24 protein-coding genes are annotated in these 26,829 nt (G+C 53.4%); 4 read left to right on the top strand and 20 right to left on the bottom strand.

All coding sequences use genetic code 11. From position 1 onward, the window contains the following. Positions 1-25: 25 nt before the first annotated feature. The 7 genes from F822_RS06045 to hfq form a co-directional block, all read right to left on the bottom strand. A complete protein-coding gene (locus F822_RS06045) occupies positions 26-1,333 on the bottom strand; it encodes an adenylosuccinate synthase (protein WP_025040535.1) in 1,308 nt (435 codons plus the stop codon). Positions 1,334-1,441: 108 nt separating this feature from the next. Beyond that, a complete protein-coding gene (locus F822_RS06040) occupies positions 1,442-2,611 on the bottom strand; it encodes an ATP phosphoribosyltransferase regulatory subunit (RefSeq protein ID WP_025040534.1) in 1,170 nt (389 codons plus the stop codon). Positions 2,612-2,657: 46 nt separating this feature from the next. Continuing rightward, positions 2,658-2,843: a DUF2065 domain-containing protein gene (locus F822_RS06035; protein ID WP_025040533.1), complete on the bottom strand. Its 186-nt coding sequence runs from the start codon at positions 2,841-2,843 to the stop codon at positions 2,658-2,660. 192 nt (positions 2,844-3,035) lie between these two features. Beyond that, positions 3,036-3,914 carry a protease modulator HflC gene (hflC, locus tag F822_RS06030; RefSeq protein ID WP_025040532.1) on the bottom strand — a complete coding sequence of 293 codons (879 nt, stop codon included), beginning with the start codon at positions 3,912-3,914 and terminating at the stop codon, positions 3,036-3,038. Next, positions 3,915-5,105, bottom strand: coding sequence for an FtsH protease activity modulator HflK (gene hflK, locus F822_RS06025; RefSeq protein WP_025040531.1), 1,191 nt, complete (start codon positions 5,103-5,105; stop codon positions 3,915-3,917). A 128-nt stretch (positions 5,106-5,233) separates the two neighbouring features. After that, on the bottom strand, positions 5,234-6,400 hold the full coding sequence (gene hflX / locus F822_RS06020) for a GTPase HflX (protein ID WP_025040530.1): 1,167 nt from the start codon (positions 6,398-6,400) through the stop codon (positions 5,234-5,236). Next, positions 6,393-6,638, bottom strand: coding sequence for an RNA chaperone Hfq (gene hfq, locus F822_RS06015; RefSeq protein WP_025040529.1), 246 nt, complete (start codon positions 6,636-6,638; stop codon positions 6,393-6,395). Before hfq ends, hflX begins: the two co-directional genes overlap by 8 nt. 116 nt (positions 6,639-6,754) lie before the next feature. Here hfq and F822_RS06010 point away from each other — a divergent pair, with 116 nt between their 5' ends. Next, a complete protein-coding gene (locus F822_RS06010; protein ID WP_025040528.1) occupies positions 6,755-7,000 on the top strand; it encodes a hypothetical protein in 246 nt (81 codons plus the stop codon). Here F822_RS06010 and F822_RS06005 read toward each other — a convergent pair. Next, on the bottom strand, positions 6,997-7,992 hold the full coding sequence (locus F822_RS06005; protein WP_025040527.1) for a cytochrome-c peroxidase: 996 nt from the start codon (positions 7,990-7,992) through the stop codon (positions 6,997-6,999). The genes F822_RS06010 and F822_RS06005 overlap by 4 nt on opposite strands. A gap of 289 nt (positions 7,993-8,281) precedes the next feature. Then, positions 8,282-8,845 (bottom strand): RNA pyrophosphohydrolase, encoded by a 564-nt coding sequence (locus tag F822_RS06000; protein ID WP_025040526.1) that lies wholly within the window; start codon positions 8,843-8,845, stop codon positions 8,282-8,284. A 453-nt stretch (positions 8,846-9,298) separates the two neighbouring features. Here F822_RS06000 and F822_RS05995 point away from each other — a divergent pair, with 453 nt between their 5' ends. Then, on the top strand, positions 9,299-11,008 hold the full coding sequence (locus tag F822_RS05995; protein ID WP_025040525.1) for a proline--tRNA ligase: 1,710 nt from the start codon (positions 9,299-9,301) through the stop codon (positions 11,006-11,008). A 116-nt stretch (positions 11,009-11,124) separates the two neighbouring features. Here F822_RS05995 and F822_RS05990 read toward each other — a convergent pair whose 3' ends face one another. The 3 genes from F822_RS05990 to F822_RS05980 form a co-directional block, all read right to left on the bottom strand. Next, on the bottom strand, positions 11,125-11,661 hold the full coding sequence (locus tag F822_RS05990; protein WP_025040524.1) for a TlpA family protein disulfide reductase: 537 nt from the start codon (positions 11,659-11,661) through the stop codon (positions 11,125-11,127). Between the two features lie 31 nt (positions 11,662-11,692). Continuing rightward, a complete protein-coding gene (locus F822_RS05985) occupies positions 11,693-12,928 on the bottom strand; it encodes a YihY family inner membrane protein (RefSeq protein ID WP_025040523.1) in 1,236 nt (411 codons plus the stop codon). 117 nt (positions 12,929-13,045) lie between these two features. Then, positions 13,046-14,578 (bottom strand): 2-isopropylmalate synthase, encoded by a 1,533-nt coding sequence (locus F822_RS05980; RefSeq protein ID WP_025040522.1) that lies wholly within the window; start codon positions 14,576-14,578, stop codon positions 13,046-13,048. A 284-nt stretch (positions 14,579-14,862) separates the two neighbouring features. On the opposite strand from F822_RS05980, the gene F822_RS05975 reads away from it, so the two are divergent. Both F822_RS05975 and F822_RS05970 read left to right on the top strand, forming a co-directional pair. After that, the gene (locus F822_RS05975) at positions 14,863-15,489 is read left to right on the top strand and encodes an SCO family protein (protein WP_025040521.1); all 627 of its coding nucleotides are present in this window, start codon (positions 14,863-14,865) and stop codon (positions 15,487-15,489) included. Positions 15,490-15,611: 122 nt separating this feature from the next. Further along, positions 15,612-16,412 carry a cytochrome c oxidase assembly protein gene (locus tag F822_RS05970; protein WP_025040520.1) on the top strand — a complete coding sequence of 267 codons (801 nt, stop codon included), beginning with the start codon at positions 15,612-15,614 and terminating at the stop codon, positions 16,410-16,412. A 266-nt stretch (positions 16,413-16,678) separates the two neighbouring features. On the opposite strand, the gene F822_RS05965 is transcribed toward F822_RS05970, so the two are convergent. The 8 genes from F822_RS05965 to F822_RS05930 form a co-directional block, all read right to left on the bottom strand. Beyond that, entirely contained in the window at positions 16,679-17,614 is a 936-nt protein-coding gene (locus tag F822_RS05965; protein WP_025040519.1) for a pyridoxal-phosphate dependent enzyme, read from the bottom strand. A 159-nt stretch (positions 17,615-17,773) separates the two neighbouring features. After that, positions 17,774-18,172, bottom strand: coding sequence for a hypothetical protein (locus F822_RS05960; RefSeq protein ID WP_025040518.1), 399 nt, complete (start codon positions 18,170-18,172; stop codon positions 17,774-17,776). Positions 18,173-18,496: 324 nt separating this feature from the next. After that, on the bottom strand, positions 18,497-19,840 hold the full coding sequence (locus F822_RS05955) for a c-type cytochrome (RefSeq protein ID WP_051536615.1): 1,344 nt from the start codon (positions 19,838-19,840) through the stop codon (positions 18,497-18,499). Positions 19,841-19,845: 5 nt separating this feature from the next. Continuing rightward, the gene (locus tag F822_RS05950; RefSeq protein ID WP_231623581.1) at positions 19,846-20,244 is read right to left on the bottom strand and encodes a hypothetical protein; all 399 of its coding nucleotides are present in this window, start codon (positions 20,242-20,244) and stop codon (positions 19,846-19,848) included. 67 nt (positions 20,245-20,311) lie between these two features. Further along, positions 20,312-20,911 (bottom strand): cytochrome c oxidase subunit 3, encoded by a 600-nt coding sequence (locus tag F822_RS05945; protein WP_025040515.1) that lies wholly within the window; start codon positions 20,909-20,911, stop codon positions 20,312-20,314. Continuing rightward, complete coding sequence (gene ctaD, locus F822_RS05940; protein WP_025040514.1) at positions 20,904-22,937, bottom strand: cytochrome c oxidase subunit I; 2,034 nt, start codon at positions 22,935-22,937, stop codon at positions 20,904-20,906. Before ctaD ends, F822_RS05945 begins: the two co-directional genes overlap by 8 nt. A gap of 6 nt (positions 22,938-22,943) precedes the next feature. Next, complete coding sequence (gene coxB, locus F822_RS05935) at positions 22,944-24,011, bottom strand: cytochrome c oxidase subunit II (protein ID WP_025040513.1); 1,068 nt, start codon at positions 24,009-24,011, stop codon at positions 22,944-22,946. 113 nt (positions 24,012-24,124) lie between these two features. Beyond that, positions 24,125-26,596 carry a glycoside hydrolase family 15 protein gene (locus F822_RS05930; protein WP_025040512.1) on the bottom strand — a complete coding sequence of 824 codons (2,472 nt, stop codon included), beginning with the start codon at positions 26,594-26,596 and terminating at the stop codon, positions 24,125-24,127. Positions 26,597-26,829 lie beyond the last annotated feature (233 nt).

Below are 26,829 nucleotides of genomic sequence, written 5' to 3'. Positions count from 1 at the left end.
TACCTTTCAGACACTGATTGTCAAGTCAGGCAAATGGATGCCGTAGCACAATCGTTTCTTCCCGGTCCGGCCCGGTTGATATCATGTCTACCGGTACTTCACAGATCTCTTCTATGCGCTTCAGATACCTCCGTGCTGCCGAAGGTAGCTGATTGAAATTTTTGATCCCTACCGTGCTGTCGGTCCATCCGGGCATCTCCTCATAAACCGGATCGCAGCAAGCGAGCTCTTCCGCACCTACCGGCAAGATCTCTCTGAATTGCTCGCCTTCATCGTTGCCGTTCCATTTGTAGCCCACGCCCAGGCGCAAGGTTTCGACACCATCCAATACATCAAGTTTTGTGACGCATAATCCCGAAACACCGTTTATCTGGATGGAACGCTTCAAAGCGGCTGCGTCGAACCAGCCACAACGGCGCGGCCGCCCGGTAGTTGCGCCAAACTCGTTGCCCCGCTTGGCGAGATGCCGCCCGACATCATCAACCAGTTCAGTAGGGAAGGGGCCTGCACCCACCCGAGTGGTATAAGCCTTGGTAATGCCGAGAACATAATGCAGCATTTGCGGACCGACTCCGCTCCCTGTTGTCGCCGCGCCGGCTATGCAATTGCTCGATGTAACGAACGGATAGGTGCCATGATCGATATCGAGCAGCGTGCCCTGGGCCCCCTCGAATAGAAGATTGCTACCGGCCCTGTTGGCTTCGAACAGAAGCCGCGGTACATCCGCCATCATTGGCTTGATACGCTCAGCCAGGGAAAGTATGTCATCCACCGTTTGCTGAAAATCGACCACCGGCGCGTGGAAATAATTTTTCAGCACGAAGTTATGATAGTCCAGCATCTCTCCCAGCTTGGCCGCAAAGCGGTCACGATGAAATAAATCCTGCAGGCGTACCGCTCGCCGGGCCACCTTATCCTCATACGCGGGCCCGATGCCTCGTCCCGTCGTGCCAATTTTATCCAGGCCCCTGGCGGTTTCCCGGGCGTTGTCAAGAGCGATGTGGCAAGGGAGAATAACAGGGCAGGCTTCACTGATGCGCAACCTTCCTTCCACATCGATTCCCGCTTGCCTCAGCATGTCCACCTCATCCAGCAGCGCCTGGGGGGATACAACTACGCCGTTACCGATATAACAAGCAACATCGTCACGCAGAATACCCGAAGGAATCAGATGCAGTACAGTTTGCTTGCCTCCTATGACGAGCGTATGCCCGGCATTGTGGCCGCCCTGAAACCGAACGACGCCCTGGGCGTGATCGGTAAGCCAATCCACGATTTTGCCCTTGCCCTCGTCGCCCCACTGGGTTCCGACGACAACTACATTTTTAACCATGTCAGTAATCTTCAATTAGTGCATTGCCCGGACCCTGGCAACGCAAGGAAAAAGGAAAGAGTTTCAGAAAAGTTTTCTTGTGCCGCATCGCATCGTCAGGTCTCGAGTTCAGATTTCGATTGTTGACCAGACATTGTCTTTCAGTATCAACTTTCTGTCACAGTTGAAAGTATCCTGCTCATCCCCATGCCCGGGCAATTCAACCACTACGATTTTGCCTTCGCTACGAAGCTGCTCAATTTTCTTTTCCAGGGTTTTGTCCCCTTTGACGTATGGCGCCAGAATCCCCCTGGGGTAGAGATCAAGCCGCACCAAACCGGACAATTCCCGCAAGTCCATGCTGAATCCGGTGGCTGGGCGGGCTCTTCCGAACGCCTTACCGACCTCGTCGTAGCGTCCACCCAATGCGATCGCATTGGGGCTGTCGCAGGTATAGGCGGAAAAGACCATGCCGCTGTGGTAGTGATAGCCGCGTAGATCAGCCAGGTCAAACGCCAGCGTATGGACCAGGGGTTCCAGCTCCACGGCTATCGTTTCCAGCTCATCCAGCGCTGTCATGATTTCAGGATAGGCCGGGAGCAGTTTACGCGCAAGCGACAGCACTTCCTTTCCGCCGTACAACTCGGGTAGCAGTAGCAGCGCCCGCTGCGCATCCGCGTCGACGTGCTTATCCAGACCCGCGCAAAGATTCTCCAGCCCACAAACATCCTTGGCTTGCAATACCCCAAATAACTCCGCCTCCAGCTCGGAAGGGATACCCGCACCTCTCACCAGTCCGCGGAATACGGCAACATGGCCAAGATCGAGATGAATTTTGCCTATCCCGGCAATTGCCAGAGATTGCAGCATAAGGCGCTGGACTTCCAGGTCGCTCTCCAGGCCGGCATGACCGTAAAGTTCGGCACCAACCTGGAGCGGCTCCCGGGTACGAGTCAAACCCGATGGCACGGTATGCAATACGCTGCCTGCATAGCAGAGGCGGGTAATACCCTTGCGATTAAGCAGGTGCGCATCGATACGGGCAACCTGAGGCGTCATGTCGGCACGTAGCCCCATCATGCGTCCGCTCAGCTGATCCACCACTTTGAACATGCGCAAATTCGTACCGCCACCGCTGCCATTCAGTAAGGATTCCACGTACTCCAGCAAAGGTGGGCTAACCAGTTCATACCCGTGTACGAATAGCCAATCCATGATCCGACGGCGCATCATCTCTATGCGAAGCGCCTCGGCAGGCAGGATATCCTCAATATATTCGGGGAGAACCCACGCACGCATGTTTATGTTCCAATTGCATTCTGAAGAGAAGCGCGACAGCGCAGGTCTAATTTACGAGGTAAAGTAGAAGAAGCCCTGCCAGCATAGAGGTAAGGCCGATAAAGCGTAGCTGACTGTCGTCAACGTCAGTCAATTTCTTGAAGGTCTCACGCCACATGCCGGGTATCAGAAACGGAAAAAGTCCTTCCAACACCAGCATCAGCGCGAAAGCCATTAATAAAGTATCCCACATGCCGCCATAACCTCACTACGCGTCCGATGATCTGTAGCGTAAGCGAACTCATCCGTCATGGGAGAACACATAAGAAACAGCCAGCCACCGTGTGTCCGCTCCGTGTTTACGATATTCTCCGCACTTGCGGCCCGTCAGCAGGGCGAAGTCTGCCAGCGCCTGCCTCCGGGCGAACCATCAAATATCCGCAGTTCACTTGGCACTACGACCGGGGTTTCTCAAATACTTGAAAAACTCGGAGCTAGGATCGAGAATCAACATGTCGCTCTTGTTTTTCAAGCTCTGTTTATAGGCTTCCAGGCTACGATAAAAAGCATAAAATTCCGGATTTGGCTGATAAGCAGCGGCATAGATCGCCGAGGCTTTTGCATCGCCCTCACCCTTTGCCTCCTGCGCCTTCCGATAAGCTTCGGCAAGAATGACTTCGCGCTGGCGGTCAGCGTCGGCGCGAATTTTTTCAGACTCCGCCGACCCCGTGGAGCGCAGTTCATTAGCCACGCGCTTCCGTTCTGCTTCCATCCGGCGGTAGACCGATTCACTCACTTCCTGCGGCAAATCCACCCGCTTCAGCCGCACGTCCACGACTTCCACGCCAATTTTACGTGCGTCGGCATCGGCTTTCTGGCGCATGATCTCCATGATCTTGTCGCGCTCTCCCGAAACAACGTCATGCACCGTGCGATTGCCGAACTCATCGCGAAGGCTGGAATTCACGGTTTGCGCCAGCCGGGTTTGCGCCAGCATTTCATCCCCGCGAACACTGACGTAATACTGCTTGACGTCCACGATCCGCCATTTCACGAACAGGTCTACCAGCACGTTCTTCTTTTCGGAGGTGATGAACCGTTCCGGCTCGGCTGTATCCATGGTCAGGATGCGCGAATCAAAGTAACGCACGTTTTGCGCCAGAGGAATCTTGAAATACAGGCCGGGCGATGTTTTTACGTCGACCACCTCACCCAGTTGAAACAAGATCGCCAGTTGGCGCTGATCCACGATATACAGTGAAGATGTAGCTAGAACAACCAGGGCGACAAGAGTGCCCAACAGCATTGAAGTATATTTTTTCACTTATCTTGTCTCCCGTTCACGGCCGCGAAACGCCTCGCGGGTGCGCGCGGCACCGTCAGGCATAACCTCTTGCGCCGAGGTGGCTGCCGCCTCGGGCGCTACCGAGGATGATGACGAGGGACCGCTTGCCTGAATCAGTTTATCCAGCGGCAGATAAAGCAGATTGTTGCCGGCTTTCTGATCCACAAGGATCTTGCTGGTGTTCGACAATACCTGTTCCATCATGTCCAGATAAAGCCGGTCACGCGTTACCGCCGGTGCTTTGTTATATTCAACAAGAACCTGCTTGAACCGGCTGGCTTCACCCTCTGAACTTGCGATCACCCGTTGCTTGTATCCCTCGGACTCTTCCAGCAGACGCGCGGCGTTACCCTTGGCCTTGGGAATGACATCGTTAGCGTAGGCCTGGCCTTCATTTTTCTGCCGCTCCCTATCCTGGCCGGCTTTAACGGCATCGTCGAAAGCCGCCTGTACCTGCTCCGGCGGTTGCGCATTCTGCATAGTCACTTTGCTGATGGCAATTCCTATCTTGTAACGATCGAGAATACCCTGCATCAGCTCGGTTGCTTTCGCCGCTACTTGTTCGCGTCCCTCATAGAGCACGAAATCCATTTTGCTTTTACCGATAATTTCGCGTATCGCCGTTTCTGCGGCCTGTAGCACCGCATTTTCGGGTTCGCGATTGTTAAACAGGAATTCTTCGGGATTCTTGAGGATGTATTGCACGGCAAATTGAATATCGATGATATTCTCATCATCGGTCAGCATCAGCGATTCCTTCAATACCTTGCTTCTTACATTGTTCCGGTAGCCGATTTCTACCGTACGCACGCCGCTGACGTTAACGGCTTCCACTACTTCCAACGGATATGGCAAGTGCCACCGCAGGCCCGCCTGGGTACTTTCCACATATTTTCCAAATCGTAATACGATGCCCCGCTGACCCTCGTTCACAATGTAGAATCCGCTGGCTACCCACAGCAGCAAAAGCAATCCGGCAAGCAGCCCTATACCGCCGCTATATCGCTTGGGATTGTCGCCGCCTCCTTCACCACTCGATCCGCCACCGCCCCCACCTTTGCGCTTTAAAAGATTATTGAGCTTCTTGTTGAAGTTGCGCCACATTTGATCCAGATCAGGTGGACCGGAATTGCCTTTTTTTCTTCCCCACTGAGGATCGTTTAATCCCATGATGATTCCTATTTTCTGTTTAATGTAGATAAAACCATCAAACGATATGGTGAAAAACGCTAAACTTCAGCCTATCGTAGAAATACTAATCGTATTATTTGCCCAATCGTCAAATCATTATTCGCCAATCAAGCACCGCCACTTTCCAAGTGCTCATCGACTCCTTGGAAAGTGCGCGCCTCGATTGCTTCCGATAGTGCCAACTTGATAAACTCCAGCCCCTCGGCCGTTTTCGCGCTCAGCCGAATTTGTTCAATTCTACCATACTCATTACGCCGATAACCCGCGCGTCCCACGGATAAATTGATCAGGTCTACCTTGTTCAGCACCAGTATCTGTGGAATCCCGTCAGCGCCGATTTCCTTCAGTACCTTATTTACCTCATCGATTTGCTCGGCACGATTGGGGCTCCCTGCATCCACCACATGGAGCAATAAATCGGCCTGTACGGTTTCCTCAAGTGTGGCCTGGAACGCAGCGACGAGCGTGTGAGGCAAGTCCCGGATAAAGCCCACCGTATCCGAAAGCACGAGCGGCCCGCGGTCAGGGATGAACATTTTGCGAGTGGTGGCATCCAGCGTGGCGAATAACTGATCGGCGACGTAGGCCTGGGCATGCGTCAGGCTATTGAACAGCGTGGATTTTCCTGCGTTGGTATAGCCAACGATGGAAACGGCCGTCACCCGGGCACGCTGCCTGGAGCGGCGCTGTAACGTGCGTTGGCGCTCGAATTTAACGAGTTTTTCTTTAAGAAGCTTGACGCGCTTCCCGATCAAGCGCCGGTCGGTCTCCAACTGGGTCTCGCCGGGACCGCGCAGACCGATACCCCCCTTTTGGCGTTCCAGATGTGTCCAGCCACGTACAAGGCGAGTGGCGAGATGCTCAAGTTGCGCCAACTCCACCTGCAACTTACCCTCGTGGCTTTTGGCACGCTGCGCGAAGATATCGAGGATCAGGCTGGTACGATCCACGACGCGACGCCCGAGGTTTCGCTCCAGATTGCGTTGCTGGGCGGGAGACAGGTCATGGTTGAAGACAACCAGCGATGCGTCGGTTTGCTCCAGGGCGAGCAAAATTTCGTCCACCTTTCCGCTACCGGCAAAGGTGGCTGGATCGGGTCTGGCGCGTTTACCCTTGATCACTGCGGAAACCGCAAGTTGATCGCTCGCGGCCAACCGACGTAATTCTTCCAGATTTTCAGCCGAGTCGCCGCCGCCAAGATCGAGGCTGACCAATACAGCAGAATCAGCAGCAGAGTCGGTTTTAAGCGTATTCCCGGCAGGTTGGTCAAGCATCAGGTATAGCGGGTGCCTCAAATGGAATGTTGACGGCCCTCGCGGGAACCACGGTAGAAATTGCGTGCTTGTATACCATTTGCGTTACGGTATTTTTCAGTAGCACCACATACTGATCAAATGAGTCGATATGCCCTTGTAGCTTGATTCCGTTTACCAGATAGATCGATACCGGAATATGTTCCTTCCGTAACGTATTTAGAAACGGGTCTTGTAACAATTGCCCTTTAGCGCTCATCGGGGACTCCGTATTGTAATTATTCAAGAAGTAACTCTACTTGATTTTCAAGAGTAAATCCATATTTCTGAAGGCTAAGGCCGTAGGACACCAAACCTGTCCATTCGATCAGATCGGTGACCGATAATCTGATCAATCCCGATCCTTCAGAAAATGAAATCGGCGGAAATGAAAAGAGCAATAAGAAAGTATTTGCTATGTTTCGGACACAGCCACAGCGACGCCCGGTGGGCTTGAATCTGCACCGAAATGACAAGTCCCCTGCGGTCGAATGCTTGCCCGGGCTATCGTTCAGCCCGGGCAAGCATTCAGAACATCCAATGAAACGTCAGCGCGTTGGTCAAACCAACCTATGTAATTAACTGAATGGTTTAGGTTTTGGCGTCTCATTGGTTGAGGGGGGCAGGATGGGTAGCTTGAATTCCGGCTGCTTCCCGGTCAACGTCTTCAGGAACGCCACAATCTTTGCGTTTTCGTCCTTGCTGAATTTGCGGCCCAATTGCAGTCTCCCCATGGTATCCACGGCTTCTTCCAGCGTCGCAGCGGCGCCATCATGAAAATAGGGATAAGTCAGCTCCACGTTTCGCAAGGTTGGCACCTTGAACATCATGCGGTCGGCATCTGCGCCGGTTACGCCAAATCGGCCTTCCGCCTTGTTCTTCGTTTTATAAGGTTCGACCACCCCCATCTTTTGATAGGAAGCCCCACCTACGGCGGGGCCGTTATGGCAGCCCGTACATCCGCTTTCCTTGAACAGCTTGTATCCTTCCAGTTCGTTTTGATTGATCGCTGTCTTGTCGCCCTTGAGCCATTTATCGAAACGAGAATCAGGCGTTACCAGGGTTTCTTCAAACGCGGCGATGGCGCCAGTCACCATTCCAATGTCGATTTTATCGGAATTGAACACCGCTTTGAAGCGAGTCCGATATTGAGGAATGGAGCGCAATACATCCACCGCCAATTCGTGGGTGAACCCCATTTCCCCTGGATTCGCGATGGGGCCACCAGCCTGCTCTTTCAAGGTTTTGGCTCGGCCATCCCAAAACTGCGCCAGGCTCATGCTCGAATTTAATACCGTCGGTGAATTGATCGGTCCCTCGTGCCAATTATGGCCAATGGATGTCGGCAGATTGTCCGTGCCGCCCATGCTCAGGTTGTGGCAGGAGTTACAGGAGATGAATCCAGATTTCGATAAACGTGGGTCAAAAAAAAGCATCTTGCCCAGTTCCACCATGTTCTGATCCTTCGGTGCGGCGGCCTGAATCGGCTGGATGGGTTCATCAGCGGCCATACCGGGGGGTGCGGCAATGGTTCCAACAGCTAGCAGCGATATGATCAATGCCCGCATTATCATCGGTAATCTCCTAAAAAACGCGGCTGTAATGGCGCAGCCGATTACGCCTGTAAAATCGCAGCATGGGCAAGTTTATCCGCCGACCGAGGACGAGAATAAAAACATTTGACATGACATATACCCTTTTAAAAAGGGACGTATCTGGAAAGCAGGGCGCTTCGAGCAATACCATGAGCAATAATGACCGCACTGGCTAATCCGCAAACCGGTGGAGTGCAAAGGTGCCGAAAAAGCCCTGGCAGCGCAGATTTTTCAGGCTGCACCGCGATAAAAAACGCCAATTCCTGGTTTAGTCCCCCTGTTTGGCAGGCGCAGACGCAACCTGTTCTCTGGCATCATAACCCGATCGGCCGTTATTATCGCTACCAAATGGCGGGAGAGGGCGGTTAAGCAAGCGTGCCAGTTCGGTCAAAGCCTGGCGATAGACTTGCCGTTTGAATTCGACCACGGATTCCAGTTCCACCCAATACTGATTCCATCGCCATGCATCAAACTCAGGGCGAACACTTGTGCGTAGCGATACGTCGCAATCACGCCCAACGAGACGCAATAGATACCAGATTTGTTTTTGTCCTTTATAGTTTCCCCGCCAATCGCGCCTTATCCATTGATCAGGCACCTCGTAGCGCAACCAATGGCGCGTACGACCGATGATTTCCACATGCCAGGGGTGCAAACCTACTTCTTCGGTCAATTCCCGATACATTGCCTGTTCCGGGCTCTCGCCCGGTTTGATGCCACCCTGGGGAAATTGCCAGGAATCCTGCTTGATGCGTTTACCCCAAAATACTTCGTTTTTCGAGTTCAGTAAAATGATACCGACATTCGAGCGATATCCGTTGCGGTCGATCATGCGATTCACCCGTTTGATCCATTACAATAGGCTTCGATTTTTCCATACTTTGTCCCAGATTGAAAGCCGTGCAGAGTTTAATAAAACAAGTAAGGTACAAATAAACTATTCGGGACCCGTAACTGGCAATCTGTCGCGTTATCTCCATGCGGAGAATGGGGAGATAAGCCATTCAACGGCCACATTCCATCCCGGCTGAATTTTAGAAGCGCCTGTCAACGCACGGGTGACGGTATGCTGGTTCAGTGCAATCACATTGTGTAATAAAGGCAGTCCAGCGGGATATCAGTTGGCGTAGCAAGGGGTCGAATGGCCTCTTTCGGGAAGAGATCGCGCCACCCTTTTTATCATGTGTCCGATTTCCTCGATAAAATCCGGATACATGCTGATCGGATAAATACGCCACCGTTTTTCAGGGTAGAATTGCGTATCGATCGTCACGACGGACCTTGTATGCGTTTATCAAGTTTTTTCATTTCCACGCTGAAAGAAGCGCCTGCCGAAGCAGAACTGGTCAGCCACAAGCTGATGCTGCGCGCCGGCCTCATCAAACGCCTCGGGAGCGGACTCTACACCTGGATGCCACTGGGTCTTAAAATCTTGCGCAAGGTTGAAAATATTGTACGGGAGGAAATGGAGTCGAATGGTGCACTGGAACTTCTGATGCCAGCGGTTCAGCCTGCCGAATTATGGCGAGAAACCGGGCGCTGGGATGTATTCGGCCCGCAGATGTTGAAAATCAAGGACAGGCATCAGCGCGACTTCTGCTTTGGCCCTACGCACGAAGAAGTCGTTACCGACATAGCGCGGCGGGAAATCAAAAGTTATCGTCAGTTGCCGATCGTTTTCTACCAGATTCAGACTAAATTTCGCGACGAGATCCGGCCCCGCTTCGGCGTCATGCGCGCGCGCGAATTCGTCATGAAAGATGCTTATTCGTTTCACGCCGGTGTTGATAGCCTGGAGCAAACCTATTGCGCAATGCATGATGCCTATTGCCGAATATTCAACCGTCTGGGATTGAGGTTTCGCGCCGTAACCGCGGATCCAGGGCCGATAGGAGGGAGGGGTTCGCATGAGTTTCATGTTCTGGCGGATTCGGGTGAAGACGCTATCGCTTTCTGCCCGAATTCGGATTACGCCGCCAACATTGAAATGGCCGAGTTGCTGCAGCCGGTAAAGTCCCGCGGGATTGCCAACGGTTTGATGCGGAAAGTCGAAACAACGTCAAAAAAAACCTGCGAAGAGGTCGCGGCAGCGCTGGACGTTCCTGTCGAACAGACCGTAAAAACACTGGCGGTCGTAGCAGATGGAAAAATGTATCTATTGCTGCTGCGCGGCGACCATCATCTCAATGAGACTAAAGCTCGCAAAATTCCTTTCCTTTCCGATTTCAGGTTGGCTAACGAAGAAGAAATCCGCACACACACCGGGTGTCTTCCGGGCTACATAGGGCCGGTCGGCCTGCGCCTTCCGCTTATCGCGGACCGTGCGGTAGTTGCAATGAGCGATTTCGTCTGCGGCGCGAATGAAGAGGACTACCATCTGGTTAATGTTAATTTCGGCCGGGATGTGCAAGAGCCTGACCACATTTTCGACATCCGCAACGTGGTTGCCGGCGACCCCTCGCCGGATGGACTGGGAACGCTCGATATCTGCCGCGGCATAGAGGTGGGACATATTTTCAAATTACATACCAAGTATTCCGAAGCGATGAAAGCCACCTATCTTGAAGAATCCGGGCAAGCCCGGCCGATGGAAATGGGATGCTACGGAATAGGCGTATCGCGTATCGTGGCGGCGGCCATCGAGCAGAGCCATGATGAGCGCGGTATTATTTTTCCGGCGGCGATCGCGCCATTCCAGGTCGTCATCATACCGATTGGCTTTAAGAAAAACGCACAGGTCAGGATGGAAACAGAGAAGTTATATGCCGACATGCTCAGCGCCGGCATCGAAGTTCTGCTTGATGACCGTGATGAACGGCCTGGCGTGATGTTTGCGGACATGGAGTTGATTGGTATTCCGCATCGCATTGTCATCGGCGACCGGGGCTTGAAGGCCGGAAATATCGAGTATCAAGGACGGCGGGATGAAAAACCGCAGGTTGTCCCGCTGACGGACGTGAGTGATTTTTTAAAATTACAAATAGGTGGAACGTGATGTGAGCATCCTCCGCTCGCTTTCACCTACGTTTGCCGTTACCCAGTTGCTTGGTTCAGGTTCAACGATTGCGTGGCGGTCGGATAACTTTCAGGCATAAGGATTAAGCGCAGGAATTACCTGCCTTTTCGGTTTGGTGCCTTTTCAGAACGTACACCCTTTGCATCACGGGAATCTTCCCGCATGAATTCTTCCAGGTCTTCGCGGGAAATCAACCCTACCTTATAGGCTGCCGGCTTGCCGTCCGGATTAAACAAGTATGTGGTGGGCAGCATGGATACCGGACCGATTTGCGCGGCAATTTTCCTGTCGCCAAGTACGATTGGATAGGAAATGGACAGGGATTTTACGAATTTCAACACAGTTTTCGGATCGCGATAATCCATTGCTACGCCGATTATCATGACATCCTTTTTTCGGCTCTCATAGAGAGACACGAGATCCGGAATTTCTTTCAGGCATGGCGGGCACCATGTCGCCCAGAAGTTTATCAGTACCCACTTGCCCTTATAGTCGGAGAGCGTGAGCTTTTTTCCTGTATGGTCCGTGAACGTAAAGCCCGTTGTCTGGGCGTTAACTGCTTGTGCGCTAACCGGCAGCGAAATCAACAGGCACAGCAACAGGGACAGCGCGAGAGAAAGGCGGCGAATCATTTCTTGCTTAACCTGTTTTTATAAAGAATAGTCACGCGAAAACATGCTCTTCATTATCGGGTTTTGGCGCAAAAAGTTGCGCTAGCGATATATTCATTTTCTCGTTCATACCCATCGTGATGTCCTCCAGCAGACGCTCCAGCTCTAAATTACCTGCCGCTGCCGACTGCAGCGCCTCGGGGCGAAATGTAAAGAGGCGATAAATATCGGCCACCGTAACCTGCTCGGGGTCGATTATTTGAACCCACCCTCCTGTTTTTACCTGCTGAACCAGATTCGCTTGGCTCAGCAGCGCCAGTAGCGGCTCCATTTCTTCCAGATTCAGTTTTAGATGTTGTTGCAAACTGGAATAGGTTTCAACTGTGCCTTTCCTGAGCGCTTCGCCCAATACCTGCAACAGGCGTAATGCATCCAGGAACTGCTTACCCTGTGCTGTCGGGTCATGCTGCCAATCGCCAAAACGCCAGCTCGACAGGGAAGCGGCAATCACAGCGCCGAGCAACACCATCAGCCATGAGAGATAAATCCACATCAGAAATATAGGTATAGTGGCGAATGCCCCATATACTGCCTGATAAGTGGGAAACCGGGTGATGTAAAAAGCGAACCCCTGTTTCATTATCTCAAATCCCACCGCCGCGGCCAAGCCGCCGGCTGCGGCATGGCGCCACGAAATTTGACGATTAGGCACGATAAGATAGGGAACGGAAAATGCAATGCTTGTCAGCATTAGCGGCCCTAATTGCAGAAGCGCGACATCAATGCCTGGAATATCCCGGGTCAGGCCCATGGATATCCCGATCAGCCAGGAAGTAAGCGACAAGCTTGCGCCTATCAATAACGGGCCGATGGTCAGCACAGCCCAATAGATGAGCAGTCGATGCAAGAGTGGACGCAACCGCGTCACGCGCCAGATGGCATTCAACGCTTTATCGATCGTCAACATGAGGGCAAGTGCTGTTACGCCCAGAAAAGCGGTGCCGATGGCGGTAAGCTTTACCGCATTATCGGCGAACTGTTGCATATATACTGCAATAACCTTATTTGCCGCTTCCGGCATCATGGTGGTGAGGATAAATGTCTTTATCTGGTCCGACATTTCTCCAAAAGCGGGAAATGCCGCTACGACAGACAGTGCAATGGCGATCAACGGCACCAATGAGAGCAGTGTCGTAAAGGTGAGGCTGGCGGCGACCTGCGTGCAGTTATGTTGAAAAAAACGCACAAGAACATAGCGTATGAAATCCAGCGGCCGCGAGGATTTCATGAGTCGTTGTGAGACTGGTGGACAGGATTGAGAGAAAAACTCAATGCGTATCCTACGCTTTTGAAGCAAGACAACCGATCTAGCATCTGATCCATGATGCTGCCTTTTAGTCCTCGATTACACTTGCGGGTGAGCCCGCTCGAGCTTGCTGTGAAGTTTGTTGAGTGCACTGAGATAGGCTTTGGCAGAGGCCACGACAATATCCGTATCTGCGCCGTTGCCATTGACGATGCGGCCGGATTTCTGCAATCGTACCGTGACCTCCCCTTGCGAATCGGTACCGCTCGTTATGGCATTAACGGAGAATAGCTGCAGCTCGGCGCCACTGGCCAGGATTTTTTCAATTGCCCGGAAAGTGGCGTCGACCGGACCGCTTCCGCCCGACTCGGCACGTGATTCCCTGCCTTCTTCTGCAATCACGATACTCGCATGGGGCGTTTCTCCCGTTTCACTATGGGCCGTGAGCGACAGAAGCTTATAGTGTTCATGCAAGGTCATGGCGTCATCCGAAACCAGCGCATGCAGATCTTCGTCAAAGATGTCGTGCTTCTTGTCCGCTAATTCCTTGAAACGCATGAATGTGGCGTTGAGCACCTCTTCTGATTCCAATTCGATCCCGAGCTCCGCCAAACGGCTGCGAAAGGCGTTGCGTCCGGAATGCTTGCCCAGCAGCAATTTGTTGGCGCCCCAGCCCACATCCTCAGCCCGCATGATTTCGTACGTTTCGCGGTGCTTGAGCACACCGTCCTGATGTATGCCGGATTCATGAGCAAACGCGTTGGCGCCGACGATGGCCTTGTTCGGTTGAACCGGAAAACCGGTAATGCCTGATACCAGTTTGCTTGCGGGTACGATATGAACCGTATCTATCCGTGTATCGCAGGGGAAAAAATCCTGGCGAGTCCGTACCGCCATCACGATTTCCTCCAGTGAAGCGTTGCCGGCACGCTCACCCAGGCCATTTACAGTGCATTCAACCTGTCGCGCCCCGTTCATGACCGCCGACAAGGAATTTGCTACCGCCAACCCGAGGTCGTTATGGCAATGCACCGAAAACACCACCTTATCGGAATTGGGTATACGCTCGCGCAGCGTATGAATGAGTTTTCCGAATTGCTCCGGCATCGTGTAGCCCACGGTGTCGGGTATATTCACGGTGGTGGCACCCGCATCAATAACCGCCTCCAGAATACGGCAGAGGAATGCGATATCCGAGCGACCTGCATCTTCGGGTGAGAATTCCACATCATCTGTATATTGACGCGCCCGTTTCACTGCTTTTACCGCCTGCGCCACCACCTGGTCTGGAGACATGCGCAGTTTCTTCTCCATATGGATGGGTGAGGTGGCAATAAAAGTATGAATACGTGCCGAACTCGCACCCCGCAAAGCTTCGCTAGCGCGGTCGATATCGGCTTCGGTTGCGCGGGCGAGGCCACAGACAATGCTGTCCTTGATCGAATCCGCTACCGCCTTTACCGCCTCGAAGTCACCGTTGGACGCGGCCGGGAAGCCTGCTTCAATCACATCCACACGCATGCGCTCCAGTTGCCGTGCGATACGCACTTTTTCCTCTCTGGTCATGGATGCACCAGGACTCTGCTCACCATCGCGCAACGTGGTGTCAAAAATAATTAAGTGATCTTTCAATGACTTCTCCGTTTTTGAAAGCATACTTGAACTGCGATACAGAATCCAGGAATCGATTCTGCAGGATAAAAACTAGAGAGGGGAAATAATATTAGCGCGCGGGGCGCAGCAGCGGTCGTGCGAGAAGCTGCGGGCGGTGTAAAAGGCGGAGCGGGGAAATGTAGTTTGTGTGCTTCATTCGAGAAATATAAAGGGTTTCCTCGATTCGTGCAATAGCGACATTGAATGCTATATTGAAACAGACGCGCGAACTCCGTCATGAATGATTCGCAGAAAAATTATCGATGAGCAAGGATGTAATCAGAAAGGGACGCTCCGTATCAGGCCGGTTTATTTTGGCGCTGATGACAGCGTTTGCCGCATTTGCCCTGTGCGCATGCATTTCCCAGAAATCCTGGCATGTGGAAGAGGTCACCGGCCATCTCCCGGACCTGAATTTTTCCCTGACGACCGATACCGGCAGGCTTGTAACGTCCACGGCCTATGAAGGGCATTTATTATTGATGTATTTCGGGTTTACGAATTGTGATTCCGAGTGTCCCGTTTCAATGGCTCGTCTCGCGCGCGTATTGCAGTTGTTGGGAAACGATGCGAACCGGATACGCATCCTGTTTGTCACACTTGATCCAGGCCGCGATACGCCGCAAGTCCTCCACCGTTATGTCACGCAATTCGATCCTGACCGTGCAATCGGACTCACCGGGACCACAAGCGATATCGAACGGCTTACGAAACAATATCGAGCCGCCTATCGTCCTCGTTCAAAGATTGGCGAAGCCGGCGATATCGATCATGGCGATGCGGTGTATATTTTTGATTTACAAGGTCGAGCGCGCCTGCTGGCTACGTCCGCCGACTCCGACGCGCACTTGGCGCAAGACTTGCGACGCTTGCTTGAAACAGCTCATTAGGTAAAGACCCGAACCAGATAACGCCAAATAACTGTACGCACTTGAAATAAGACGGACGCTGGAATAAGGCCCGGTTTTATTGCGAGAGTGCGCCGAACGCCACCTTTGGAACCTGTCCGGTAATGGATTTGTTGTATTGGTTCACCCCTTGGGAAGAGTCAGCGCCCGTTTTTATTGCCACGGTTGCTGTGGCGGTGCTGTTTTTGAGAGGTTGCGCCAGAAGCAATCCACGATTTCAACAGAAACTATATTTCTGGACGGGAGTTGCCTTTACCTATCTGGTTTCTCACACCCAGTTCGATTATTACGCCGAGCATCAATTCTTCATTCATCGGCTTCAGCATCTGGTATTGCATCACCTTGGGCCGTTTCTCATCGTGTTGAGCAGCCCTGTGGCTACGCTCCGGGCGGGCATGCCCGAGGCTGGGCAGCGAGCGTGCCGTCTCATCGCGGAGTGGAAGCCGGTTCAATATCTCTTGTCTGCCTTGTGTAATCCCATCGTGGCCGTCACCCTGTTCTGCGGACTCATCGGTTTCTGGTTATTGCCTTCCGTCCACTTTACCGCAATGATCGACTGGCGTTTGTATCGCCTGATGAACTGGAGCATGTTTATAAACGGTTTATTCTTCTGGGGCATCGTTCTCCATCACGAGCCCGTATTTTCGGTCCGGCTATCGCCGGGTTCGCGGATTGCCATGATGCTCGCAGTCATTCCGCCACAAATCGTGATTGGTGCAATAATATTCTTCGCTTCCAGCGAACTCTACCCGATATACACGATTTGCGGCCGTGCGATCGGAGGGTTGGGCGCCATAGCCGACCAGCAAATCGGCGGAATAATTCTATGGATTCATGGCGCGATGATGAGCGCGATTGGTATTTTGATTGTGGTGCGTGGGGAATTGATGCCGCAAAAACACTGACGGTACGGTCTATTTCGGCACGTCGACAACAGCCAGTGAAACATCACCCACGACAGCGCAAAGAATGTAGCCGCTGCAGGGGAGGCTGAAGCCCCTCGCCCCATGTTGATTGGGGAGCGCGTAAATCCGTGAATCCTTGAGGGAATTCATGGGTTGGTTTTACTCATGATAAAATACGTTATCAAGGGTAAAACAGGAAAATAAATTAATTGTTCTTAGCAAACGTTTTCTACCTTGTCCTCCTGGAAATGAGGCACACTGAATACTTAATATTTTGCTACGTCACATTCCACACGTGCCAACTCGACTAAGTCATCAGCGGTAGAACCAACGCCGCCGCATACGATAACCAATACCGTTTTATATCCTGATAACGCTGCAACTTTTTCGTACACCGCAGCGAGCGCAACGCCGCAAGCAGGCTCAACAACAATTCCATGATCTTGCAAAAACTGCAAAGAAGCAGACACGGCCATCTGGTCCGGCAACACAACGCTTTCGATTCGGTGATTTTTTGAGTATGCCAATGCTTGTGCACAAACCATGCGCGCTCCTAACGTCGTCGCAATACTCGATATGTTTGCAAGCTCGACAAGGAATCCCGCGTTTAAGGATTTCCCATAGGAGTCCGCACCTTCAGTTTCAACAGCGATGACGGGCACGTCGGCCCCTCCATTCCGCTTCAATCCCTCTATGACACCGCAAAGGAGGCCGCCACCGCCGACTGACAGAACGATTGCGTCAGGCTTCAGACCAGTACGGAATATTTCATCAATTAGACTGGCATGACCTCTCCAAATCAGCGGGTCATCGAAAGGATGTATATATGCATCGGCGGGTTGCATGAGTGACAGTGCAAATCGGTGCGCTTCGTCCAAAGACTTCCCCTGGACTATAACTTCCGCATTCTCTAAACACATCAAATTCACCGCCCGCTTTGAAGCTGTCTCAGGTACCACGATGATTACAGGTACCGAAAGGCGCCGTCCAGCAAAAGCAACTGCCAGCCCCGCATTCCCGCCCGATGACGCAATGAAGCGTTTTGCTCCTCGTTTTAAATATTCTTCGCATGCATAGCCGATTCCTCGGGTTTTGAAAGAACCGGATGGTTGGGCGGACTCCATTTTCAACCAAATGGATTGACCCACTTTATGGCTGATCAAATGGGATTCAATTAGCGGTGTTTCAATATGTAGCGGCATTTAGAAGAAATATAATTGACGAATACGGCAGGGAGCTGCGCAAAAACATGGAATCGCCGCTCATTGTTCATTCCAAGCACTATTCAAATTTTGCTGAAACGGTGGGCGGTGCATCCAGTTCCAGCCGGGTTCACCGCTGAGTTCTTGGGGGAATCCAAATCAATGTGGCGCGCTCGAAGCAATATAATCGCGTTTCGCAAGTTGCGACACCATCCTGTGGTGAAAAGCAGATTCGGCGGCTTTCTCTGCCGCAAGCTTGTATTTTTGCACTATGGCGATGGCATGCGCGTGTGAATCCTGCTCGTGTCTCCCATAGAGGTAGCTTTTGTCCTTGTAATGCTGGAGCCGTTTCTCGTGTTCCGCTGCTATTTCCAGCAGTTTCCTGGCCCGGTTTTCGTACCGCCTGGCGAGGCCGTCGTGATCGACAAAAGGCCTGATATTTTGTGCGGACACACTCGCGTCTTCCTTTTTTGCTTCGATTACACCGGTCTCCGAGCAGCTCGCTAGCAGGCCCAGCGTGGATATAGCCACTACAAACTTCCTTATTTCTTTTTGCATGACAGGCAGACTCCAATGAAATGGATGAAGTGAAAGCCGCTCCATCCTGATGCGGTCCATGACATTGGAACATTAGGGAAACTCTGGTTTTTAGGTGGAACCCTGATGCACAATGCATGAAGAAGCTTCATAATTGTACTCAGTATTACTATAAATAAAAGTCACGTGTTTTGATTATTATCATAATATTTTTCTTATATATTACGGGTCCTAAGTCCTAACTGCAGTTCCCCTCGGAATACGCCAAAAAATGGTTGTATCCGGCAGCCCGCTAGGTACCCATGTCATTCGCGTTGCGTCCATCGAAAAAGCGATGGAACCCGGTCACGGTGCCGATTGCGGGAGCCGATCGTCGTGCAGCGCTTTTCGCAATAGAGATACATCGCGCGGCGTCACTGCAGGTGCCGCGTTCCCCCAGCTATTACGTACGAAGGTAAGGACATCCGCTATCTCGCGGTCGGAAAACTTTTTTTCATAAGCTGGCATTTTTTTTGGTTTCGGCCCGTTTTTCGTCAGCGGCGCTTTTCCTCCTTCCAGTATGAGGCGAACGAGGGAGGACGCATTTTCGGAGAGAACCATCGCGTTGCCGCCAAGCCGCGGAATTTGCGGGGACTTGCCTGTGCCATTACTCTGGTGGCATTTAGCGCAAAATCCAGAGTAGAGGCCCGCGCCCGGGCGTTCGAATTGGTTTGCAACAGCCCCTGTCAGCACGAGTCGGCCTTGCATGGCGGGGGGGTTGTAGGATGTTTTTTCCTTCTTCCCCGGCAGGGATTTAAGATAGTGCGCAATGGCATCCAGATCAGCTTTATGTAAATGCTGAGTACTGTTTTCGATAACGGTGATCATGCTGCCAAAGGCGACACTATGTCTGTTATGGCCTGTTTCCAGGAACGTGGAAAGTTCCGCTTCGGACCATCTGCCCAGACCCGATGCATCTGTTCCAGTCAGGTTTCCGGCAAACCAGTTATCTATCACTGCGCCGCTCAAGTAGTCCGGCGATGATTCCGAATATCCTTTTTCCTGGAAAGCCAGGCCACGGGGCGTATGGCAGGCGCCACAATGACCAAAAGTTTGCACGAGGTAAGCGCCGCGGTTCCACTGCGTATCGCGGTCGGTGCGTGGCTGGTATGTCTTCCGATTGGCGAATGCCGCGCTCCAGAACATCAGGCCCCAGCGCTGGCTGAAGGGGAAAACGAGTCTGGTTTGGGGGGGCGTGTGATGAACCGGTTTCACTTCTTGCATGAAATAAGCATATAACGCCTGCATATCGTTGTCCGTCGCTGCTGCGAACGAGGCATAAGGCATAGCCGGATAGAGGCGTCTGCCGTCCTTGGCGATGCCTTCGCGAACGGCACGGCTAAAATCGGCGTAACTGTATCTGCCAATGCCTGTGGCTGGATCTGGTGTGATATTCGTTGAATAAATAACCCCGAAAGGCGAATTGATCGGCAGGCCGCCGGCAAAAGGGGGGTGATGCGGCCCGGCTGTATGGCAACTGGCGCAATCAGCCACCTTGGCAAGATATTCGCCAAGGGCGATGGTTTCGGGATCGGCAGCCTGGGCGTTTGCGACAATCATCCCCCCCACGGCAACCGATGCAACCCATGAACGGCCTGCAGCTAAAGCCCGGTTTGTCCAATCCCTGAGTGCCGTTCCTGATATCTTCATCCCTGTTAAATCCACGCACTGCACGGCGGTACCAATAAAACAGCGCACGCGGTAAACAAAATTGCGACGATAAACACGAAACTCGACATTGTCCCCAGCCTTGCCAGAAAGCGTGTCTGCCCTCCATCTGCTTCGAAGGCATGTTCTCCTGCTCCTGACACGCTTGGCCGATGACTTGCCCGTCGCCATAGATTCCACGCGACATAGCCCGAAATCAAGCCACCCGCCAGGCAAATCAGGCTGATCATTGCCAGAATTACCGACAAGTCGGCCAGCAACGGGGCGGACAGCGGAACCTGATGCGGATAGCAAGTATAGGCGGCAAGCGGTTCGCTTAAAGACATCTGGCCTACCCAGAACGTTGGCGCACCAAAAAGTGCCAGCAATATTCTATATGTACTCACCGAATCATGAGTAGGAGCACGATGTTCTTTCGCTATGTCCTGTTTGCCGGTAAAGCTCATTTGAATTTCAGAGGTAAGGAACCAGGTAAAGGGTAGTGAAAACGAACAGCCAGACAACATCGACAAAGTGCCAGTACACCCCGCCGATAGTGACGGCGACATGGCGTTTCTCGTTAAAGTAGCTGAACGATATCCACACCAGCAGGAGCAACAGGATGGCCAGTCCGATGACGACGTGAAGCAGGTGAAAGCCCGTGATCGTGAAATACAGCGATCCATACAGATCCGAAGTCATGCCATACGTTTTTTTATCCCATTCATTGAGCTGAATTCCGACGAAACAGGCACCCAGCACGATTGCGAGCGCCATCGCCGCCATGGCCCACTGGATCTGTTTTTTCCGGATGCAGCGTTCGCTTGCCCAAACGCAGACACTGCTCAGAAGCAAAATCGCCGTATTTATGCTGGGCAGGAGCAAGTCGGGCAAACCTGTCGGCGGCCAATGGTGTTCGGCTTGGGACGCAAGATAGAAGTAAGTAAACAGAAGATATCCAAATAGCGATCCCTCCGTTACGATCAGCGCCAGAACGCCCCACCACCCACCCGATAGTTTGCCCTTGCTCCCTACGGGCAGTGGCTGTACCAGCAATTGATCGGCGTTAACCATGGGCTTCCCGCCGTGGTGCATCAGGCAAGCGTTGAGCAAGCGCTTTTCTGGGCCACATCCAGACGATAAGCGCGGCAATGGTCAATATAATCATCAGCCCGGTGAAATTCCACCAGTGAAGCAGCATGCCAACGAACACCAGTGAAACGAACAACCCGACAAAGAAGGGTGCATAGGAGTCATCGGGCATCTTCAGGATGATCTCCGGTACCGCATCGATCGGAGAAGTGCCCATCGTTTCCCGGCCTTCCATCAGCAGGTAGCCTTCTTCCAGGCTCGAACGATTCCCGCTTTCCCCGTTTTCGTCGAGCCTGCCCTCCCATAGCGGATGCCGGCTTGCGACAACGGGAATGACGGCAAAGTTATAGGCGGGGGGCGGCGAAGGGATGGACCATTCCAGCGAGGCGGCATCCCATGGGTTTGGGCCTGCCCGAGCGCCACGCTTGAGGCTGATCGCGACATTGACAAGAAAAATCAGGACACCAAGCGCAAATACGAAAGACCCGATGGAGGTGATCATATTGACCGTATCCCAACCCATCCGCGATGAATAGGTGTAGATACGGCGCGGCATGCCCAGCAGACCCGATATGTGCATCGGAAAAAACCCTACGTTGAAACCGATGAACATGACCCAAAAACTCCATTTGCCCATCTTTTCATCCATCATGCGGCCGGTGAATTTGGGAAACCAGTAGTAGATGCCGCCGATGACCGGGAACACGTTGATTCCCAGCAGCACATAATGCAAATGTGCGACGATGAAGTAAGTTTCGTTAAGCTGCCAATCGAGCGATACGGCTGCCGTCATCACACCCGATAAGCCGCCGATGACAAACAGAAGGACAAATCCGGCAAAGAACAGAAACGGCGTCTTGAACACCGGCCTTCCGAGCCAGATGGTTGCAATCCATGAAAACACCGCGACTGAGCTCGGAATTGAAATGACCATGCTGGCGGCACCGAAAATCGATAGGGCCACCGTCGGCAAACCGGTGGCGAACATATGATGGATCCATACCTCGAATCCAAGCAGCATGGTCGCCATGGTGGCAAGGGCCATCGCTGCGTAACCCACCAGGGGGCGGCGGCAAAACGTGGGCAATGCGTCCGAAACGATGCCCATCGCCGGAAGCACAATCGCGTAAACCCACGGATGGCCGAAAATCCAGAAGAGGTGCTGCCACAGCAGCGGCTTACCGCCATTGACCACGTCGAAGAAGTAGGTGCCGATCTGGCGGTCCAGCCACAGAAGAAAAAACGCGAGGCTGACCGCGGGGATGACCAGCAGGTTGGCTACGGATGCGGTGAGCGTGCCCCAGACCAGGATCGGTACGCGATTGATTGTCATGCCCGGCGCCCGCATCCGGAATAGCGTAACCACAAAATTGACCGATCCGACAGTCGTCGATATTCCCAGCAGCACCATGCCGAGCGCGAAGACATCGATATTGGGGCCGGTGTTATAGATGGGGCCCGCGAAAGGAACGTAGTTGAACCAGCCGGCGTTCGGCGCCTGGCCGATAGGGAAGCTCGCATACATGAATATGCCGGCAAACAGGAAGACCCAGTAAGAGAGTGCATTCAAGCGGGGAAATGCCATGTCACGCGAGCCCAGCAGTAACGGCCAGAGATAATTGGAAAATCCCGACAATATCGGCAAGGCATACAGGAAGATCATCGTCACGCCGTGCATCGTGAACAATTGGCTGTATTGTTCCGGCGTCAACAGCGTAAGGCCCGGTCCGGAGAGCTGCACGCGCATGATCAGGGCTTCGACGCCGCCGATCAGAAGGAAAACAAACGCCGTGACGATATACCGCAGGCCGATCGTTTTATGATCGACCGTGGAGAGCGAGCCGCGCCAACCGGGGGCCGATTCCCAGGTATGGGCGAGGTGCGCCTCGGCAGCCGAACCAATCGGCGCGCGGCCAAAATCAGGCACGCGGTTCAGGCGGTCATCGCCTGAATGGACGCCGTGGATACTGTTGTCCGCTGGGTTATGCGTGATGTCAGAGGTAGCCATACATTCTTAATCCAATTCCGATAAAAATAACGCCAGCGCGGACTTTTCGGATTCCGATAACGCAATGCTGGGCATGCGTGACCCCGGCTTGAGTTGTTGGGCGTTGACGACCCAGTTCATCAGATGTTCAGGCGAGTTCGTTAATAGTCCAGCTGCAAGCCGGCGTCGTGAGTTCAAGTGAGTCAGATCGGGCGCATGCCGGCCGCTGGCATTGGTTCCCCGAATCGTGTGGCAACCGGCGCAACGATCCATGAACAGTTTGTGTCCCGGATTTTCATCCGTCATCGGAGCAAGTGAAACGGTTTGCCGCTGGGCGTTCTGCCATCTTTCAAAATCGCGGGCGCTTTCCGCAACGATCTCGAAACCCATGTGAGCATGACCGGCGCCGCAAAACTGGACACATTGCCCGGTATATATGCCCGGCACATCGGCCTGGATCCATTGCTGATTCGTGAGTCCCGGGATCATCTGTGTTTTGCCGGCGAGCTTCGGTACCCAGAACGCATGGATGACGTCGGCACTTTTCAGCTTGATCAGGACAGGCTGGCCGACCGGAACATGCAGCTCATTGGCAGTGATGAAGCGCTGCAATGGATCATCATGGTCATACTCGATTTTCCACCACCAGTCATATCCCGTAACGGTCAGCGTAATGGTTGGGCTTTGCGCCGGCTTGGCGACCGCGTTCAGCACCATCAGGGAGTAAATAACCAGGCCAAACAATATGCAGGTGGAAATTCCCGTTCCGATATATATCCACCGCAGCCCTTCGCCTTCACGGCCGATTGTGCGCGGGTTCATGGCGGGACGTCTGCGAAGCAAAGCTGCCAGCAGCAATAGCGTGATAATGGAGAACACTAGTACCGATAGCCCGGCGAGCACCCATCCGAGATGCATTGTCGGTCTGGACGCGGGCCCATAACTGTGCAGGAAATAATTTAGCGGTGCGTCCGCTGCATTCGCCGCGGGTGCCAGTATTGCCACTGTGGCGGATATGACGACCACCCGTGCCGCCAGGTCTGATGCCTGTTTTGAGGCTGCATGAAAATAAAATCCCGGCTTGATAATTTTCATTTTCCGGCTAGGCAATTAAAAAATGATTGTTCTCCATGATGACGATAAGGCTTGTCGGAACGCGGTTCGATACTCGGTTTATCCTGCATAGGCCCATTTTTTTACAAGATCGTTCAGTCCAGGCCGGGTTCAAATATCTCCGTTCGATCAGGATCGCCTTCCGAGCTGAGTCCATGCCTGTCATGTTGCGGCTCCGTCATGCTTTTATTAGTGGCTATGCTGAAATCCTGCCCTTCCCAATGTTCCGCATGATTCCAATAAAACGTAAACTTGAGCGCGATGGTATGGTTTAACTGCCCTTCCCCGAAGTCGTGCACATAAACGCCCAGGCTGGCATCCGATAGCGCGGTATCCTGGGAAGTCATCCAGTTGTCCGCGCTCCAGTGCAAGCGCCCTGAGGCATAAACTTCGATACGCAAGGGTCGTCCGGGATCAAATTCAAGCAGCCTCTGCTTGAATGTCCATACCTGCATGCCGGTGGTCACGCCATCGTTCACGTAGCGCTTGTGCACGGGCGCTATCAAATCGAAAATCGCGCCATCCTGTGCCGACCGCACCAGCTTGATGTATTCCGCGTGAGACCATACGAGCGGCAACGCCGAGCCGGTCGGGCGCCCGATGAGCATATGTTTCTCAGGAATATCGGCGGTGTCCCACACCTGTTCCGGTATCAGGCAGCAGGTGCTCGCAAAGCTTTCCATCGCCCTGATATAGGGATATGCGGAGTGTCCGGCGGCAAGTTCGAAATGGCCGCGCTCACCGGTCAGCAACGGCCAGAGCCGTCCGACACCGGTGGAATCAAAAGGGTCGCCATCTGTCTTTTGCCCGTAACCATCATGGTTATATCGGTGCCAGCCCGGCCCGTACGGCGTATCGACCTTTAGCACGCGATCATAAACAGCCAGGGTTTTCAGGATGTGTTCGTCGCCGGGTCGGCGTATCCCGTAGCGGACCAGCCCGAGGAAGCCGCCCCCGACAACGTCGCGAGACGGGTAACGCCTGGTCTCGCCGGGGGGCAGATTCTTGATCTGCACATAGCCGATATCGGGGTCCTGGACCCCCGATTTCTTTTTTTTGTTCGTAGAGCTGATGCGAACGTAATATTCCGGATTATCCTGGAGAAGCGATCCACAGGTGGTATAAGTCCAGCGCTCGACGTTGGCGGCCCAGTAATCCGCAGTCTCCAGGCAGAGTTTCGCTACTTGTCCGTCACCGCGCTTTGCTGCAATGTCGGCGGTACAAACCAACGCGGAAATTAACGTTGAAAGGCTCGAGGGGGAAATGCCCGCGTCTTCTTCCCAACGCTCCTGGGGAGAACTCGGACCCCGTTTTATAATATATGCCGCCCCCGCTTTTACCATGGGCCAGGGATCGAACCCGCCAAGCCCCTTGTTGTGCAAATGCCAGGCGAGCATGATGGGGAACGCCACTTCGTCCAGTTGGATGCCGCGCCAATGCGGGCGGCCATCCACCCAGCAATTCTGGGGCATGCCGCCATCATCCGATTGTATAGACGCCAGATAGCGGACCACACGCACCGCCAACTCGACATCGCCCGCCGCCAGCGCCGCGGTAGCGGCCTGAACCAGGTCGCGCGGCCATACCAGGTGATAACCGCCTACGTCCTGGTCGCCATGGATTTGTCCCCAGGGGATGGACAATGAGGCACATATCGCGCCGGGATGCAGGCGATCTTCATGCGCGCGTATGAGCATTGCGCTGGTATAGTATGTACGTCCACTGTCGGCGCTCAGCGCGCTGAGGTCGATCAGGCTATCGCAGTATGTATGCCAGGCGCTTGAATATCGCTTATGCGCGTGCTTCCAGCCGCGGGCAAGAGATTTTATGGCGGCGTGCGCCGCGTCCTCGCCCGATGCGCCAAAGCCGATCGCAAGCACCCATTCATGGCCGTGCCGCGTATCGAGTTCACTCATCAGTGCTACGTTGCCGTCAGTGGCGGAAGCAAATTCCCAGTCCATGCGGAAATTGAAATTCAGATCGGTCCAGCCATCGCTCGCGCCGACAAAACCACATGAGCATTTCAGGAACGGAATCGAGGCGATGACGGCAAGCGCTTTCCCTGCACGCTCCGCGATCAGGCAATCCCGGCCATCGACCAAAATGTGCTGCGCCGTATTCCCCATTCCCTGATTACCAATGTGCGGGGCTACCAGCGTATAGATCCGATAGTCATCCGCTTCCGGGCATAAGGCTTCAAAACGCGTGTGCACCAGCACGACCGGCGCATCGGGATCACTGATCGTCTCTTTGACAAAGCGATAGCGGCCATGAGGATCCACGTTGATTTGACGGTAGGCCAATGACCGTGGGTCTGAACATTCGACGCTATGTTTCATGTGACGCTTCTCTTCATGCATGAAACTATTCTCGTCCGCGACGAGGTACTGCGCATCACGTGTATTGGCCGTATCCACGCTCGGAAAATATATTTCATTAAGAATTCCATGGCCGAGGGTAAACCAGACGGGGGATGCCGCCGATAACGATGTACCGATTCCCTGTTTCGCGCTGGAGGTCCAGTTGGGCGCTATACCGGGATGCCCGAATGCTTCCGTATTTTCCATCTTCCGCCTTCATCCTGGCCGATAGCCGACCTGTAATCTCAACCGTCTCCCGCGGTGCTGTCTGCTTTACGAATTTTGCATCTGTCCTGGTTTTCAGCGATCAGTCATCTTCACCCTGGCGGCACCTTTCCGCGCCCTGTGTTTCGACACCGGCCAGGCAGGGAGGTATCGGGCTTGGGCAACGCTCGTCGTATTCCATTCGAACTGCCATCAGATTTTGGCGGGGCGGCAGG

It is taken from the genome of Nitrosospira briensis C-128 (assembly GCF_000619905.2).
Taxonomy (GTDB): Bacteria; Pseudomonadota; Gammaproteobacteria; order Burkholderiales; family Nitrosomonadaceae; genus Nitrosospira; species Nitrosospira briensis.
Note: the sequence above shows the minus strand (reverse complement) of the source record. Positions and strands in the feature narration are given on the sequence as shown.

What these genes read in the sequence shown, in the direction of transcription:
- F822_RS06045 (WP_025040535.1), bottom strand. Translation starts at nt 1,333, where the DNA reads ATGGTTAAAAATGTAGTTGTCGTCGGAACCCAGTGGGGCGACGAGGGC.
- F822_RS06040 (WP_025040534.1), bottom strand. Translation starts at nt 2,611, where the DNA reads ATGCGTGCGTGGGTTCTCCCCGAATATATTGAGGATATCCTGCCTGCC.
- F822_RS06035 (WP_025040533.1), bottom strand. Translation starts at nt 2,843, where the DNA reads ATGTGGGATACTTTATTAATGGCTTTCGCGCTGATGCTGGTGTTGGAA.
- hflK (WP_025040531.1), bottom strand. Translation starts at nt 5,105, where the DNA reads ATGGGATTAAACGATCCTCAGTGGGGAAGAAAAAAAGGCAATTCCGGT.
- hflX (WP_025040530.1), bottom strand. Translation starts at nt 6,400, where the DNA reads ATGCTTGACCAACCTGCCGGGAATACGCTTAAAACCGACTCTGCTGCT.
- hfq (WP_025040529.1), bottom strand. Translation starts at nt 6,638, where the DNA reads ATGAGCGCTAAAGGGCAATTGTTACAAGACCCGTTTCTAAATACGTTA.
- F822_RS06005 (WP_025040527.1), bottom strand. Translation starts at nt 7,992, where the DNA reads ATGATAATGCGGGCATTGATCATATCGCTGCTAGCTGTTGGAACCATT.
- F822_RS06000 (WP_025040526.1), bottom strand. Translation starts at nt 8,845, where the DNA reads ATGATCGACCGCAACGGATATCGCTCGAATGTCGGTATCATTTTACTG.
- F822_RS05995 (WP_025040525.1), top strand. Translation starts at nt 9,299, where the DNA reads ATGCGTTTATCAAGTTTTTTCATTTCCACGCTGAAAGAAGCGCCTGCC.
- F822_RS05990 (WP_025040524.1), bottom strand. Translation starts at nt 11,661, where the DNA reads ATGATTCGCCGCCTTTCTCTCGCGCTGTCCCTGTTGCTGTGCCTGTTG.
- F822_RS05985 (WP_025040523.1), bottom strand. Translation starts at nt 12,928, where the DNA reads ATGAAATCCTCGCGGCCGCTGGATTTCATACGCTATGTTCTTGTGCGT.
- F822_RS05975 (WP_025040521.1), top strand. Translation starts at nt 14,863, where the DNA reads ATGAGCAAGGATGTAATCAGAAAGGGACGCTCCGTATCAGGCCGGTTT.
- F822_RS05970 (WP_025040520.1), top strand. Translation starts at nt 15,612, where the DNA reads ATGGATTTGTTGTATTGGTTCACCCCTTGGGAAGAGTCAGCGCCCGTT.
- F822_RS05965 (WP_025040519.1), bottom strand. Translation starts at nt 17,614, where the DNA reads ATGCCGCTACATATTGAAACACCGCTAATTGAATCCCATTTGATCAGC.
- F822_RS05960 (WP_025040518.1), bottom strand. Translation starts at nt 18,172, where the DNA reads ATGCAAAAAGAAATAAGGAAGTTTGTAGTGGCTATATCCACGCTGGGC.
- F822_RS05955 (WP_051536615.1), bottom strand. Translation starts at nt 19,840, where the DNA reads ATGAAGATATCAGGAACGGCACTCAGGGATTGGACAAACCGGGCTTTA.
- F822_RS05945 (WP_025040515.1), bottom strand. Translation starts at nt 20,911, where the DNA reads ATGGTTAACGCCGATCAATTGCTGGTACAGCCACTGCCCGTAGGGAGC.
- ctaD (WP_025040514.1), bottom strand. Translation starts at nt 22,937, where the DNA reads ATGGCTACCTCTGACATCACGCATAACCCAGCGGACAACAGTATCCAC.
- coxB (WP_025040513.1), bottom strand. Translation starts at nt 24,011, where the DNA reads ATGAAAATTATCAAGCCGGGATTTTATTTTCATGCAGCCTCAAAACAG.
- F822_RS05930 (WP_025040512.1), bottom strand. Translation starts at nt 26,596, where the DNA reads ATGGAAAATACGGAAGCATTCGGGCATCCCGGTATAGCGCCCAACTGG.